The 14,944-nt window shown below is 39.8% G+C and carries 15 protein-coding genes; 8 read left to right on the top strand and 7 right to left on the bottom strand.

Annotated elements, in window-relative coordinates; translation table 11 throughout:
* Positions 1-59 precede the first annotated feature (59 nt).
* Genes LY11_RS06280 through LY11_RS06305 form a run of 6 tightly spaced genes read left to right on the top strand, consistent with a single transcriptional unit; the run spans position 60 to position 6,355 of the window.
* Positions 60-1,019, top strand: coding sequence for an alpha/beta fold hydrolase (locus tag LY11_RS06280; protein ID WP_111632869.1), 960 nt, complete (start codon positions 60-62; stop codon positions 1,017-1,019).
* Between the two features lie 3 nt (positions 1,020-1,022).
* A complete protein-coding gene (gene argB, locus LY11_RS06285; protein WP_111632870.1) occupies positions 1,023-1,811 on the top strand; it encodes an acetylglutamate kinase in 789 nt (262 codons plus the stop codon).
* A 1-nt stretch (position 1,812) separates the two neighbouring features.
* The gene (gene proC / locus LY11_RS06290; protein ID WP_111632871.1) at positions 1,813-2,631 is read left to right on the top strand and encodes a pyrroline-5-carboxylate reductase; all 819 of its coding nucleotides are present in this window, start codon (positions 1,813-1,815) and stop codon (positions 2,629-2,631) included.
* A 3-nt stretch (positions 2,632-2,634) separates the two neighbouring features.
* Positions 2,635-3,702, top strand: a complete 1,068-nt coding sequence (locus tag LY11_RS06295; protein WP_111632872.1) for a M20 family metallo-hydrolase — start codon at positions 2,635-2,637, stop codon at positions 3,700-3,702.
* A gap of 41 nt (positions 3,703-3,743) precedes the next feature.
* Positions 3,744-5,075, top strand: coding sequence for an argininosuccinate lyase (argH, locus tag LY11_RS06300; RefSeq protein WP_111632873.1), 1,332 nt, complete (start codon positions 3,744-3,746; stop codon positions 5,073-5,075).
* Positions 5,076-5,101: 26 nt separating this feature from the next.
* Positions 5,102-6,355 carry a pyridoxal phosphate-dependent aminotransferase gene (locus LY11_RS06305; RefSeq protein ID WP_111632874.1) on the top strand — a complete coding sequence of 418 codons (1,254 nt, stop codon included), beginning with the start codon at positions 5,102-5,104 and terminating at the stop codon, positions 6,353-6,355.
* Between the two features lie 66 nt (positions 6,356-6,421).
* On the opposite strand, the gene LY11_RS26670 is transcribed toward LY11_RS06305, so the two are convergent.
* The 3 genes from LY11_RS26670 to LY11_RS26500 form a co-directional block, all read right to left on the bottom strand.
* Positions 6,422-6,589 (bottom strand): hypothetical protein, encoded by a 168-nt coding sequence (locus tag LY11_RS26670; protein WP_170132640.1) that lies wholly within the window; start codon positions 6,587-6,589, stop codon positions 6,422-6,424.
* A gap of 223 nt (positions 6,590-6,812) precedes the next feature.
* Positions 6,813-8,393 (bottom strand): peptide chain release factor 3, encoded by a 1,581-nt coding sequence (locus LY11_RS06310; RefSeq protein WP_111632875.1) that lies wholly within the window; start codon positions 8,391-8,393, stop codon positions 6,813-6,815.
* Between the two features lie 95 nt (positions 8,394-8,488).
* Positions 8,489-10,162, bottom strand: coding sequence for a DUF6600 domain-containing protein (locus LY11_RS26500; protein WP_146610805.1), 1,674 nt, complete (start codon positions 10,160-10,162; stop codon positions 8,489-8,491).
* A 361-nt stretch (positions 10,163-10,523) separates the two neighbouring features.
* Here LY11_RS26500 and LY11_RS06320 point away from each other — a divergent pair, with 361 nt between their 5' ends.
* Positions 10,524-11,231: an SAM-dependent methyltransferase gene (locus tag LY11_RS06320; protein WP_111632876.1), complete on the top strand. Its 708-nt coding sequence runs from the start codon at positions 10,524-10,526 to the stop codon at positions 11,229-11,231.
* An 8-nt stretch (positions 11,232-11,239) separates the two neighbouring features.
* Here LY11_RS06320 and nadD read toward each other — a convergent pair whose 3' ends face one another.
* From nadD to LY11_RS06335, 3 genes are read right to left on the bottom strand one after another with little or no spacing between them, the layout of a single operon-like run.
* Complete coding sequence (gene nadD / locus LY11_RS06325; RefSeq protein ID WP_111632877.1) at positions 11,240-11,815, bottom strand: nicotinate (nicotinamide) nucleotide adenylyltransferase; 576 nt, start codon at positions 11,813-11,815, stop codon at positions 11,240-11,242.
* 18 nt (positions 11,816-11,833) lie between these two features.
* Positions 11,834-12,403 carry a guanylate kinase gene (gene gmk / locus LY11_RS06330; RefSeq protein ID WP_111632878.1) on the bottom strand — a complete coding sequence of 190 codons (570 nt, stop codon included), beginning with the start codon at positions 12,401-12,403 and terminating at the stop codon, positions 11,834-11,836.
* 24 nt (positions 12,404-12,427) lie between these two features.
* On the bottom strand, positions 12,428-13,291 hold the full coding sequence (locus LY11_RS06335; protein WP_111632879.1) for a YicC/YloC family endoribonuclease: 864 nt from the start codon (positions 13,289-13,291) through the stop codon (positions 12,428-12,430).
* A gap of 163 nt (positions 13,292-13,454) precedes the next feature.
* Between LY11_RS06335 and LY11_RS06340 the strand changes: the two genes are divergently transcribed.
* Positions 13,455-14,189 carry a hypothetical protein gene (locus LY11_RS06340; protein ID WP_245952625.1) on the top strand — a complete coding sequence of 245 codons (735 nt, stop codon included), beginning with the start codon at positions 13,455-13,457 and terminating at the stop codon, positions 14,187-14,189.
* A 12-nt stretch (positions 14,190-14,201) separates the two neighbouring features.
* Here LY11_RS06340 and rnc read toward each other — a convergent pair whose 3' ends face one another.
* On the bottom strand, positions 14,202-14,930 hold the full coding sequence (rnc, locus tag LY11_RS06345; protein ID WP_211321500.1) for a ribonuclease III: 729 nt from the start codon (positions 14,928-14,930) through the stop codon (positions 14,202-14,204).
* Positions 14,931-14,944 lie beyond the last annotated feature (14 nt).

A 14,944-nucleotide genomic window follows, 5' to 3' on the forward strand; every position in this document is an offset into this window, starting at 1 on the left:
TTAATTCATAAAATCAGGCCTCTATTGGCTTAATAACCGTTAAAAACCTAAGAAATCTTATGAAAAGGCTCAATCTTTTATTATGTGCACTTTGCTTTTCCGCACTCTCTTTTGCGCAGCAAAAAACTGTAGATAGCTGGACTGATGGTAAATTTGTTACTGTCAATGGAGCTAAATTATGGGTAGTTACGGTTGGGCAGGGTGATCCGGTCATTTTTATTGCTGGGGGCCCTGGTGGTGCACATCCTGGCTTAAGAAGTTTTGATCCTTTAGCGGATGCAAATCATCAGCTGATTTATTTTGACGGGTTTGGGAGAGGAAAATCAGACACTGCAAAAGTGGTTTCAGACTATAGCCTGCAAAGAGATATTGAAGATATAGAAGGTTTAAGAAAGGCATTAAAACTTAAAAAGGTATCCCTTTTAGGGCATTCTTACGGAGGATTAGTTGCCCAGGGGTACGCCATTAAGTATCCAGATAATGTAAGTCACCTGATCCTGGCCAATACTTTTCACAGTTATGTGATGTGGCAGGAAAATGATGACAATTCTAACCACGAGATCAAAACAAATTATCCGGAAGTATGGGCTGATCTGATGAAAATCAGAGAGCAGGGGGCTGTTTCAAGTGATGCTGCGCATCAGGAGATTTACGGGAAAGTTCCTTATGGATTTTTATATGCTTATAATCCTGGTCAGTTCGTTGCCAGGGGCAGAAAACCTTATCCAAATAGCATGAATACCAAACTATACTATCAAATGGTAGGCAGGGACGGTGATTTTTATGTGGGAAGTGATATAGGAACTTTTGACTTCAGAAAACAGTTGAAGGATTTAAAGATGCCGATATTAGTGATTGGCGGCCGGTTCGACAGAGTAGCTACACCGTGGATGATGGTAAAGTATAAAGAATACTGTCCGCAGGCGCAGTTTGTAATGTTTGAAAAATCTGGTCATAATCCACAGGTAGAAGAACCAGAAAAAGAATTTCCTATCATCAATGAGTTCCTTAAGAAATAAAGTATGAAGCAGTTAACGGTTATAAAAATAGGTGGAAATGTAATTGATAACTCGGAGAAGCTGCACCAGTTTCTTGTTGATTTTACAGCTTTGCCAGGAGATAAAATCCTGATCCATGGAGGCGGTAAGATTGCCACAGAATTAGGGACCTCCCTGGGAATTGAGCCTAAACTGGTTGATGGCAGAAGAATTACAGATATTGAAACCCTGCGCGTAGTCACTATGGTTTACGCAGGGCTGATTAATAAAAATATGGTTGCGCAGTTACAGGCCAGAGGATGTAATGCGATTGGATTAAGCGGGGCAGATGGCAATGTGATTAAGGCGGTAAAGCGCCCGGTTAAAGAGATAGACTTTGGTTTTGTAGGTGATCTGGATGAAAATTCTGTCTCTGTAACGACATTGGATAGTTTGCTCAAAAGTAAACTGATCCCTGTTTTATGTGCGATTACGCATGATGGAGATAGCCAGTTACTGAATACCAATGCAGATACTATCGCTTCGGCGGTTGCTGTTGCAATGTCTTCGGTTTATGAAACACGCCTGGTTTACTGTTTTGAGAAAAAGGGTGTTTTACGTGATGTAGAGGATGAAACTTCGCTGGTAACAGAGATCAAAAGAGAAGATTTTGAACGTTTGCAGACCGAAGGGGTAGTTTCAGGAGGGATGATCCCTAAATTACATAACGCATTTGAAGCCATCAGACAAGGGGTTAAGGCAGTCTATATTGGCAAAGCAGATGAGTTACCGCAGATTGATACACAGGGTTTTGGAACCCGATTAATAGATTAATATGGGACAGTTTAAAGGCAAGATAGCGATACTGGGCAGTGGTAATATTGGAATTTCACTGGCTAAAGGATTAGTTAAAGCGAATTATGTGCCGGCTGGTGCAATCACTTTAACCAGGAGGACTTTAAGTCATTTAACAGGGTTTGCGAACCTTGGTTATCAGATCAGTGCTGACAATGCTGCGGCTGTAGCAGCTTCGGATGTGATTGTTCTGGCTGTTTTACCACAGCAACTGAATCAGCTGATGGAAGAGATTTCTGGTACGATTGATATTAAGCGTCATCTGGTGATTTCTGTGGCTTCAGGAGTAAGCTGTGCGGCAATCCGTGAGAAACTGGGAGAGCAATTAGAAGTTATTCGTGCCATGCCCAATACAGCTATCGCTATTGGGCAGTCTATGACCTGTGTAGCTGCAGACCGTGCTTCGGCAGAAAATATTACCGAAGTAACCAAAATGTTTGAAACGGTTGGTGCTGTAGTTAAAATTAATGAAGACCTGATGACTGCTGCAACTGCTTTGTGCGCTTGTGGTATCGCTTTCTTTTTAAGAGGTATCCGTGCCGCTTCGCAAGGTGGTGTGGAAATTGGTTTCCATGCAGATGAGGCGCTGAAAATGGCTGTCCAGACTGCAAAGGGAGCCGCGGATTTACTTTTGCAGATGCAATCGCATCCAGAGCAGGAAATTGATAAAGTAACTTCGCCAAAGGGATGTACTATTGCTGGCTTGAATGAAATGGAGCACAATGGGTTCAGTTCATCCCTGATTAAAGGCATTAAGCTTTCGGCTATAAAAGCCGGGGCATTATATACAAAAGAATAAATTATGATAGAGACGCTGCAAAAAGATAGTTTGGAATTGTTGAAGAATCTGATCAGTATTCAATCTTTCAGTAAGGAAGAGGATAAAACTGCTGATCTGATCGGGCAATTTTTGCAGGAACGAGGAGTTAAAATACACCGTAAGCTGAATAATATCTGGGCTTACAATCAGCATTTCGATGCGGGTAAGCCTACTGTACTTTTAAATTCGCACCATGATACGGTAAAGCCAAACTCAGGTTATACGAGAGATCCTTATGCGCCGAAAATAGAAGATGGAAAGTTGTATGGACTGGGAAGTAATGATGCAGGCGGCTGCCTGGTTTCCCTGATTGCTACTTTTCTGTATTTCTATGCGCAGGAAGATCTGGCTTATAATATCTGTTTAGCGACAACTGCCGAAGAAGAAATATCAGGAAATGACGGACTGGAATGTATCATTCCTGAGCTTGGGGAACTGGAATTTGCTATTGTTGGTGAGCCTACAGAAATGCAGCTTGCTATCGCTGAAAGAGGATTATTAGTCCTGGATTGTACGGTGACCGGAAAAGCTGGTCATGCGGCGAGAGAAGAAGGTGACAATGCAATTTATAAAGCATTGAAAGATATTGAATGGTTCAGAAACTACCGTTTTGCAAAAGTATCTGAAGTATTCGGGCCTTTGAAAATGTCGGTAACGATCATCAATGCGGGTTCTCAGCACAATGTAGTGCCTGCAACTTGTACGTTCACTGTGGATGTGCGGGTTACTGATGCTTACAGCAATGAAGAAGTATTGAGAATTATCCGTACCAATGTGGATTGCGATGTCAAGGCACGTTCTGTCCGGTTAAAACCTTCCTCAATTGATAAAGGGCATCCGCTTGTGCAGTCTGGTATTGCATTGGGCAGAACGACTTATGGTTCGCCAACAACATCAGATCAGGCTTTATTAAGTATTCCTTCTGTAAAGGTAGGGCCTGGTGATTCAGCACGTTCCCATATGGCGGATGAATATGTATTCGTTAGGGAGATTGCTGAGGGAATACAATTATACATTGATATGCTTAAACCGGTTATCAACGGGAAATAACATTTGCTCTTTAGAGAGCGTTTTATAATTTATAATAGACAATGAAGATCTGGCAAAAAAATATAGAAGTAAATAAAAGTATTGAGAGTTTTACTGTAGGACAGGACAGGGAGCTGGATTTACAAATGGCGGCTTTTGACGTACTGGGTTCTCTGGCGCATGTAGAAATGCTGGAAAGTATCGGTTTACTGACTGCTGCTGAGCTTGCTGAAATACAAAAGGAGCTGAAGAATATTTACGCTGAAATTGAAGCTGGAGAGTTTAAAATTGAAGATACAGTAGAGGATGTACATTCACAAGTTGAATGGTTACTGACGCAGCGTATCGGTGAAGCGGGTAAAAAGATTCATAGCGGAAGATCACGTAATGACCAGGTTTTAGTAGATCTGAAATTGTTTTTCAGAGATAGAATTGAAGAAATGGTGAGTAATTCTGCAGTCTTGTTTCAGCAGTTAATTACCTTAAGCAATATACATAAAGATAAGCTACTGCCCGGTTATACACATTTGCAGATTGCAATGCCTTCTTCTTTTGGACTTTGGTTTGGCGCTTATGCAGAAAGCTTGGTGGATGATATGGAAATGATGCTGGCAGCCTGGAAGATCTGTAATAAGAATCCTTTAGGTTCTGCTGCGGGTTATGGCTCTTCTTTTCCGTTGAACAGAACAATGACCACCAATCTTTTAGGTTTTGAGAACCTCAATTATAACGTGGTTTATGCGCAGATGGGCAGAGGGAAAACGGAAAGGATACTGGCCCAGGCGATGTCTTCTGTAGCAGCTACGCTGGCCAAAATGGCAATGGATGTATGTTTGTTTATCAACCAGAACTTTGGTTTTATCAAGTTTCCTGATGAACTGACTACCGGTTCAAGCATTATGCCGCATAAAAAGAATCCGGATGTATTTGAGCTGATCCGTTCCAGATGCAATAAGATTCAGGCCTTACCGAATGAGATTGCTATGATGACAACTAATTTGCCTTCAGGCTATCATCGGGACTTGCAATTATTGAAAGAGAACCTTTTTCCTTCGATCGTTTCTTTAAACGAATGTCTGGAAATGACAACATATATGTTACAGCATATCACGCTGAAGGATGATATATTGGCAGATAAGAAATACGCTTATTTGTTTAGTGTAGAGGTGGTTAATGATTTGGCTTTAAAGGGTGTTCCTTTTAGAGAAGCTTATCAGATAGTGGGAGAGACGATTGAAAATGGTACCTTTGTGCCAGGAGTTCAGGTAAATCATACGCATGAAGGGAGCATAGGAAATCTGTGTAATCCGGAAATTGAAACGATGATGGAAACTATTCTCGACCAGTTTAATTTTGAAAAAACCAAGTTAGCTATTCAAAGTTTGCTAGCTTAATTCTAACCATTAATAAATTATAAAACATGAATGTATCGGTATTAGCAAACTCACTTATTGGATCAGAAATCATTAAAATTGGTAATGAGGTCAATGAACTGAAGAGCAAAGGTGCTAAAATTGCAAATTTAACTATCGGTGATTTTGATCCTTCAATTTTTCCTATACCTGCAGGGCTTAAGGCTGAAATTGTTGATGCTTATAATCATAATCAAACCAACTATCCACCTGCTGATGGTATTTTAGCTTTACGCGAAACGATTGTAGACGTATTAAAGGACAGGTATGATCTTGACTTTAAAACAAATGAAATATTGGTTTCTGGCGGTTCCCGCCCTTTGATTTATGCAACTTATCTTGCCTTGATTGATCCGGGGGATAAAGTTATTTATCCTGCTCCATCATGGAATAACAACCATTACTGTCACCTTTCTTCTGCGGAAGGAATTGCTGTGGAAACCACTGCGGAAAGCAATTTTATGCCTACTGCTGAACTGTTAAAACCATACCTTAAAGGCGCTACCTTATTGGCTTTATGTTCTCCATTGAACCCAACGGGTACAATGTTTACGAAAGAGCAGCTGGAAGAAATCTGTGATCTTGTAATTGCAGAAAATAAATCAAGAGCAGAGGGAGAAAAACCATTGTATATCATGTACGATCAGATCTACTCTTTATTGACTTTTGGTAAAGAGCATATCAACCCGGTTAGTTTGCGTCCCGAGTTAAAAGATTACACAATTTATATTGATGGGATCTCTAAATGTCTTGCAAGTACTGGTGTACGCGTAGGCTGGGCTTTCGGGCCGGATAAAGTGATCGGTAAAATGAAAGCTTTATTGACGCATATCGGTGCCTGGGCACCTAAAGCTGAACAGGTAGCGGTTGGTAAATATTTTGCTGATAAAGGACAGGTTGATCAGTTTTTAGGTGAATTTAAAACTCAGATTCAGGATAGTCTTAATGCTTTGTATGAAGGTTTTACCAGCTTAAAAGAAGAAGGTTTTGCAGTAGACGCGATTGCACCTATGGGAGCAATTTATCTGACATTGAAAATCGACTATATTGGTAAAACTACTGCAGATGGCGATTTACTAAAAGATAGTACTGATGTGAATTCTTACCTGATTAAAGAAGCTCAGGTTGCGTTGGTGCCATTCTCTTGTTTTGGTACAGACGAAACTAAATCATGGTTCCGTGCTTCGGTTGGTGCTTGTTCACTGACTGATATTCAGGAAATGATCCCACGTGTTAAAGCTGCGTTAAGCAAGTTGAAATAGTATTCTATACTTATTTACAAGGGGTATTCTGGTTTGCAATGTTTTGCGGATTCAGGATACCCTTTTTTATTTGGCAATGGGCACGCTGGCTTTAGCTAACGGGCTGGTTGCGACTGTATTTTTTACAACAACTTCTGAAGTCTGATCAGCACTGATGGTGAAAGTGAGTATCATCATCACAAATACAGGAGCTAATAAAAGGATAAATGGTGATATGTTGAATAGAGATTTCATAATATTTCGTTTTGTTGAAACAAATAGAATGAATTAAAAAAACCTGCTAAAATGTTTTATACCAAGTGTATATTATCGTAGACGAACGGTTTAATTATGGAATAGAGGCCGTTTTTCGCTTTTTTTGGCATTGGTAGGATAAAAATGCCAGTTCGTCGAAGCCAGGATATAAAAAAGGGCTGTAACGGTTTTTCCGCTACAGCCCTTTCTGGTTTATTTTTGTTTATTTGAATTCAGAAGTCTTATGGAATTCAATATCCGGATAATCTCTTTTAGTCATATTGATCATAAAGTCATTGTCTGCAAGAAAAACAGGGTTTCCGTCTTTATCTTGTCCGATGTGCTGACCTTTACGCTTTACAAATTCTTCCAGTTTCTTCTTATCTGTAGAAGTTACCCAGTTTGACCTGCTGTAGCTCAACATACGGAAGTGTGCTTTCGCGCCATATTCATGTTCCAGTCTGAATGCAATTACTTCAAATTGTAATTCCCCAACAGCACCAATAATTTTCCTGTTTCCTGGTTGTTGCGTGAATAGCTGGGCAACACCTTCTTCAGTGAGCTGTTGTATGCCTTTTTCAAGCTGTTTGGTGCGAAGCGGGTCTTTGTTTTCTACTTCCTTAAATATTTCAGGAGAGAAGCTAGGAATGCCTTTAAATTGCAATTGCTCTCCTTCAGTCAATGTATCTCCGATTTTAAAGTTTCCGCTGTCATATAATCCGACAACATCACCTGGCCATGCTTCTTCTACAATACTTTTCTCATTGGCCATAAAGTCCATTGGGTTGGAAAACTTAAGTTTTTTCCCCTGACGGGTATGGAAATAGAATTTGTTCCGTTCAAACTTACCGGAACATATCCTTAAGAAAGCAATACGGTCACGGTGTTTAGGGTCAAGATTGGCATGTATTTTAAATACGAAACCGGAGAAGTTTTTCTCTTCTACCAGCACTTCTCTTTGTTCGGCTTCTCTGCTTCTCGGGCTTGGTGCGATATTAATGAAGGTGTCTAACAATTCTTTAATACCGAAGTTATTGATAGCACTTCCAAAAAACACAGGGGCAAGCAGGCCTTCTGTATACATACTTTGGTCTAAGGTACCGTAAACGCCTTCTACAAGTTCAAGATCGTTTTTTAATTCTCCAAGTTCCTTTGGTTTAAGGAAATTATTCAGGTTCGGATCATTCAGATCGCTGACCTCTATAACCGGATCAGCAATTTTTGTTTTATCAGGTTCAAACAGGTTCAGGTGTTTATTGTAAATACTGTATACACCTTTAAACGTATGTCCTTGTCCGATTGGCCATGATAACGGGCATAAACTGATATTCAGTTTGTTCTCGATTTCATCCAGCAGATCAAAGGCATCTTTACCCTCGCGGTCCATCTTATTGATAAAGATAATTACGGGAGTGTTCCGCATCCGGCATACGGCCATCAGCTTTTCTGTTTGTTCCTCAACACCTTTTACACAGTCTACAACAAGGATTACGCTATCTACTGCAGATAAAGTTCTGTAGGTATCTTCCGCGAAATCTTTGTGACCTGGTGTATCCAGAATATTGATGCGTTTATCTTTGTATTCAAAACCCATTACTGAGGTCGCAACGGATATTCCACGTTGTTTCTCAATCTCCATAAAATCTGAAGTACTGCTTTGATTGGCTTTGTTACGCTTTACGGCACCAGCGGTATTAATTGCTCCTCCAAACAGCAGAAACTTTTCAGTTAATGTTGTTTTTCCGGCATCCGGGTGACTGATAATGGCGAATGTTTTTCGTTTTTCTATTTCGGGGTGAATCATAAAGGGTTAAGCATATTGCTTGATGAGGCTGCAAAGATAATTATAATATATAAAATAAAAACCGGCCATTATAGCCGGTTCTTATTTTATCGTGATTAATTTCTTCCTGATCTGGAAGTTTCACCTCTTTGAGTAGCATCACCACCGCTTCTTTGCTCTTGTGAACGTTGCTGCTGTTGCTGTTGACGTTGTTGATCCTGCTGCTGGCGTTGCTGCTGCTGTTGCTGCTGCTGCTGGCGTTGCTGCTGCTGTTGCTGCTGCTGTTGCTGTTGCTGCTGACGTTGTTGATCCTGCTGACGTTGTTGTTGCTGTTGTTGCTGTTGCTGCTGACGTTGTTGATCCTGCTGCTGGCGTTGTTGTTGCTGTTGTTGCTGTTGTTGCTGTTGTTGCTGACGCTGCTGCTCTTGTTGCTGGCGCGCCTGGCCATCACGTTGCTGTTGCTGACGTTGTTGTTCCTGCTGCTGTTGTTGTTGCTGCTGCTGTTGCTGCTGACGCGCCTGGCCATCACGTTGCTGTTGCTGGCGTTGTTGTTCCTGCTGCTGTTGTTGCTGCTGACGCGCCTGACCATCACGTTGCTGTTGCTGACGTTGTTGTTCTTGCTGCTGCTGTTGCTGCTGACGCACCTGACCATCACGTTGCTGTTGCTGCGCGGCATCACGTTGCTGACGTTGCTGATCTGGATTTGCTGTTCTGGATGTATTTCCTGCCCTTGAACTGTTGTTATCCCCACGGCCTGAACGATCAGTATTTCCACTTACAGGTACACCTGCATCTGTTCTTGATGGAGCGGTATTTCCTGTTCTTGAAGTGTTGATATCGCCTCTTCCTGAACGGTCAGTACTTCCGGTTCTTGGATTATTTACATCCGGCCTAGTGGTGCTGGTATTTCCTGATCTTGAAGTATTAATATCTCCTCTTCCTGAACGATCAACAGCCCCTGTTCTTGAACCGTTTGCATCACTTCTTCCTGAACGGTCAGTTGTTCCCGGCCTTGTAGTGCCATTGTCAACTCTTGAAGTTCCACCAGTTCTTGACCTTGGATTGTATATATTGATATTATTATTTGAAATACTTGTTCTTCCAGGTCTTTCTGAACGGGAAATATTGTAAACCCTTACATCCCTGTTCGTTGCTCTTCTTATATCATCAGCCCTTGGACCTGTATAATAAGTATTTCTGTCCCCGCGACCATAAGTATTGTTGATAATCGTAGTACGATTAATGATAGTTATGTTTCTGCTTGAATAACGTGGATAGTTGTTGCTGTAGATACTGCGCTGAGGAATAAAATTCCACCAATTATTAGGTGTATTATATCCGCCACCACCAATATTGATGTTAATATTGATGCCAGGGCCTAAAGGAGCCCATCCATAATATCCCGCACCGCTTCTCCAGCTAACCCATGCAGGGCCCCAAACAGTATCCGGAATCCAAACCCACTGATTGAACCTGTTGTTTACCCAACGGCCATAGTGAAACGGAGCCCATCCCCAGTCGTAATCCGATACCCAGGTATTTCCATATTCAGTCATTGCCCAGCGGCCATCGCTGTAATAAGGTCTGAAGTCATCCTGATTTACATCAGGTCGCCATACATTTCCATATTGAGGGTCCTGTATCCAGGTTCCATAAGGAGATAATTCATCATAAAACGACTGCAGTGAGATATCATCGTATCCCTCCTGAGCCATTGATTGCTGTGCTGTGCAGCCGAACAAGAGCATAAGCCCCAGTAATGCAGCTGGAAATTTGATCATGTTTTTCATTTGTGTGTATTTATAATATAACCTAACTTATATCTATGAGTAAAAAAATATACAATGGTTTAACGTTTTATGTACAAACTTAAGGATCAAGGAGGTTATACTGGTAAAAATTACATACGGGAGACACGGGATTTATAAGCTGTAAATGGCTAAACTTAAATATTTAGATTCTTATTTTCTCTTTCCAAATATTTATTCTTTTCCTTTGTAACTCCAAGCTAATGCAATCTGCAGGAGTAAATGCTAAAATTTAAATAAATTAATACTGTTCATTAAAGCCCTTATAGCCGCTAAAACGGTGTAAACGGAATTCATTACAGTACTACATAAACTATACCAAAAGATAATAAATAAATACGAAATGAAAAAAGGTGTATTATTCCTGATTCCTGTTCCATTGGCAGAAAATGCCTCTGCAAAGTCATTCACTCCATATCTGATTGATACGATCAATGCTATTGATACTTATATTGTAGAGAATGAAAAAACTGCCAGGAAGTCTCTGAAAGAGGCAGGCTTAAAAATTCCACAGAGCGATTTAACCATTCATGATTATGGTAAACATAAGAGGAATGACTCTATGGTTCCTTATTTTAAAGAATTAATGACTGGAAAAGATGTAGGTCTGATGAGTGAAGCAGGTTGTCCCGGAGTAGCTGATCCGGGTGCTGAAATCGTGTCTGAAGCACATAAACGTGGAATTAAAGTCGTACCTCTGGTAGGCCCTAACTCTTTGTTATTAGCGCTGATGTCTTCAGGATTTAACGGACAAAGTTTCACTTTCCACGGATATTTACCTATTGACAAAGTGGAAAGAGTAAAAAAGATTAAAGAACTCGAGCAGCTGGCTGAAAAGAATAAACAAACTCAGTTATTCATTGAGACTCCTTTCAGAAACAATCACTTATATGAGGATATTATAAAAAATACAGCAGCAAATACGTTGTTATGTGTAGCGAGTAATATTACAGGAGAAGATGAGTATATCAGAACACAAAGCATTGGTCAATGGCGGCAGGAGAAGATAGATCTTCATAAGAAACCGACTATATTCTTAATCTACCGTTAAACAGCTGTTTAACGATACATATTTTTACTGTCCATAAATGCGATTACATTTTCAGGGACAAGGAACTGAATATTTTTATTGTCATTTAAAGCTTGTCTGATAAAGGTCGATGAAATCTCCATCTGAGGTGTTTCTGTCAATGTAATCGAAGGATGGTTAATCCATTCAGTCACGTCCGATCCCGGTCTGGGATACACATAAATAGCATAGTTCTTCAGCAGAACTTCATAATTCTTCCATTTTTTCAAAGAAGCCAGGTTGTCGGCCCCCATAATCAGCACAAATTCTTTAGCAGGATGTCTTTCCTGAAGATAGGCAAGGGTATCAATCGTATAAGAAGGCTGGGGCAGGTTAAATTCAATATCGCTTACCTTGAGCTGTTCTGCCGGTTCAATTGCTAACCGGGCCATTTCAAGTCTGTCATACATATTACCAAGCCCCTTTTTATTTTTCAGTGGATTCTGTGGAGAAACGACCAGCCACACCTCATCCAGATCGGTGAAATTAGCCATATAACTGGCTATAATCAGATGCCCTGCATGAATAGGGTTGAAAGAACCAAAAAATAAACCTGTTTTCGCCATTCTTTTGATTTCAGCTTCTTATTGATTAAGAAAATCAGTAACTAATTTTTCTGCTTCTGCACAGGCAGTATCCAGATCGAAGTTTTTAAGGATTACATCAAACTTATCTGCGTATTGCAGCTCTTTCTCCGCTTTAATAAAGCGCTCCTGAAGTTTTGATTCACTATCAGTACCACGACCGCTTAAACGCTCTTTTAAGACCTCCAGAGACGGTGGCTGAACAAAGATCGCTAATGCGTCATCTTCGTATTTACGCTTTAAACGCAAACCGCCTTCTACGTCAATGTCAAAGATCACATGTTTGCCTTCATTCCAGATTCTTTCGATTTCTGAACGTAAAGTACCATAGAAAGTTCCATTATAAACTTCTTCGAATTCTACGAATTCCTGGTGCGCAACTTTATGTAAGAACGATTCCTTAGAAATGAAATAATAATCATTTTCATGTTTTTCATCACCACGTAATTCCCTGGTTGTTGCTGATATAGAAAAGCTTAGTGATGGAAACTTCTCCAGTAAATGTTTAACGATTGTTGTTTTTCCTGCGCCCGAGGGAGCGGAAAATATAATGAGTTTGCCTTGTATCATTGGTGTGTAAATCTTGCCGACGTATTAAATTACGTTTAACAATTGTTCTTTAATTTTTTCTAATTCTTCTTTCATACCTACAACTAATTGCTGTATCTGTGCATCATTTGCTTTTGCACCCATGGTATTGATCTCTCTGCCTATTTCCTGAGAGATAAAACCAAGTTTTTTACCATTGGCATCTTTACTTTTTAAAGTCTCAGTAAAATAGTCACAGTGGCTTTTAAGACGAATTTTTTCTTCCGTAATGTCAAGTTTGTCTATATAATAGATTAATTCCTGCTCTAAACGGTTTTGATCAACGTTAACCTTTCCTGATACCTCTTCTAATAATTGGTTCAGTTTTGCCCTGATATGAGGGATTCTCAAAGGAGCTAAAACTTCAATCTGAGAGAAAAAGCCGAGTATATTTGTAATTCTAAGTTCCAGATCCTGTTTTAATGCAGCACCTTCAGTTTCTCTGAACTGGTTGAAACTAGCTAAAGCTGTGTTAAATGTTTTTTGTAAAATATCCCATTCACCTTCATTAACCACTTCTTCAGTATAGCTGATTACGTCTGGAAAATTTAATACAGCCTGAAGAAGGTTATTTGAATTTGCACCTAAATCAATGTTAATTGCTTCTAATTGTTTGTAATATTTGCTCAGTAAAGCCGCATTGATCGTTGCACCTTTAAGGTTTTCTTCACTGCGTTCAATATTGATAGAAACATTTACTTTTCCGCGTTCAATATCCTTGCTGCAAACATTACGCAGTAAAAGTTCTTTATCTGCATATGCCCTTGGGAGTTTTAGATTAAGCTCTAAAAACTTACTGTTCAGGGATTTTATCTCTACGGAAAACTTTGTATTTTCCTGATCTGTAGAGGCCAGGCCATAACCTGTCATTGATTTTATCATGTGCAAAGATATAATTTATTGTTAAAATGAGAGCCTATTTTAAACAGGCACTCCTGAAGATATGAATTTTTTAACGTGTGAAATAGCATTTATAAAGTCATATGGCAATTTATGCTATGGCAGATTGGCAAACAATAGTTAAATTTACTGCATGCACCACAGAACAATGATCCGTACAATCCAGAAAAGTTTAATGGTTTTCACGTTTACGCTCGCTACCGTAACTGTTGCTTTCGCGCAACAGGATTTTCAGTTAAATGGCGTGGTTATGACAAAGGGGACCACTACACGTATTGCAATGGCACAGGTGACAAACCTGCGGACAAAGTTCACTGTTAGCAGTAATGACCTGGGCCTTTTCCAGGTGAAAGCGAACCTGGGGGATACGCTGGTTATCTATAAACAGGATTTTTCAGATAAGGAAATGATTGTTTTATCTAACAAAGATCTGATTGTTTACCTGGATAATGGGGCAGGGACAAGTTTACATGAAGTAAATATCAGAGGTAAGTCTAAAAAAGCAGAACTGGATGAGCTTAAACAAGACTATCGGGACAAAGGTTCTTTTTACGCCGGAAAACCACCTTTACTCTCTTATATTTTTGCTCCGATAACTGCTTTGTATGAATTATTCGGGCGTACACCTAAAAATGCCAAACGATTTGGGAATTATTATAACAGGGAAATGCAGCAGACTCAGATTGACGGGTATTTCAATGAATCCCTGATTAAAAAGAATACTGAATTGAGTGGTAAAGAGCTGGAAGACTTTATGTTAAACTATCGTCCTGATTATCAGAAAGCAAAAAACTGGACGGAATATGATGCAGTTAAGTATATCAGGGATACCTACAAGAAGTATACAGATACCGTTAAAAAGAAATAAATAAGCTTGTTATTATAAAGACAATGCCTCACAAGCTTTTTCTGCAGCTTGTTTCTCCGCATTTTTCTTGTTGTAATCTCTTCCGATACCAAAGCTTTCACCATCAATTACTGCTTGTATAGTGAAAAGTTTAGCGCTGTCGCCTTCACTGTTTTCCATCATTTCAAAGGTAATATCTTTTGCATGACGCTGACACCATTCAATCAGTTTACTTTTGAAGTTGGTTTCTGTCAGTTCGAGCGTATGAACGTCGATATAAGGCTTGACAATACGTTTAAGTAACAATTCTTTGGTAAAATTATATCCTTTGTCCAGATAAACGGCACCTATTAATGCTTCAAAAGCATCACCCAGCATAGAGTGGTGTTTAGTCTGCATATTGACCATTTTCTGATCGAATACAATAAGCTGATCAAAGCCCATTTTGCGGGCAAGCTGATTCAAATTAACCCTGTTGACTATCTTAGAACGCATTTCCGTAAGAAAACCTTCTTCTTTGTAAGGGTAACTTTTGAAGAGTAATTCTGCAATAACAGCGCCGAGGATGGCATCACCCAGGAATTCCAGGCGTTCATTACTGCTCCGACTTCCATTTTTCAATACTTTAGCCACAGACCTGTGCCTGAATGCCATTTTATACAAAACGGTATTTCCAGGCACAAAGCCTAACATATTTTTCAGCTTTTTTATAAACTCTTTATCAGGCGATAAGTACAGTTTATATAGGTCAAATAGGGGCATTAATTTTATTAAAA

The organism is Pedobacter cryoconitis, from assembly GCF_003259615.1.
Taxonomy (GTDB): Bacteria; Bacteroidota; Bacteroidia; order Sphingobacteriales; family Sphingobacteriaceae; genus Pedobacter; species Pedobacter cryoconitis.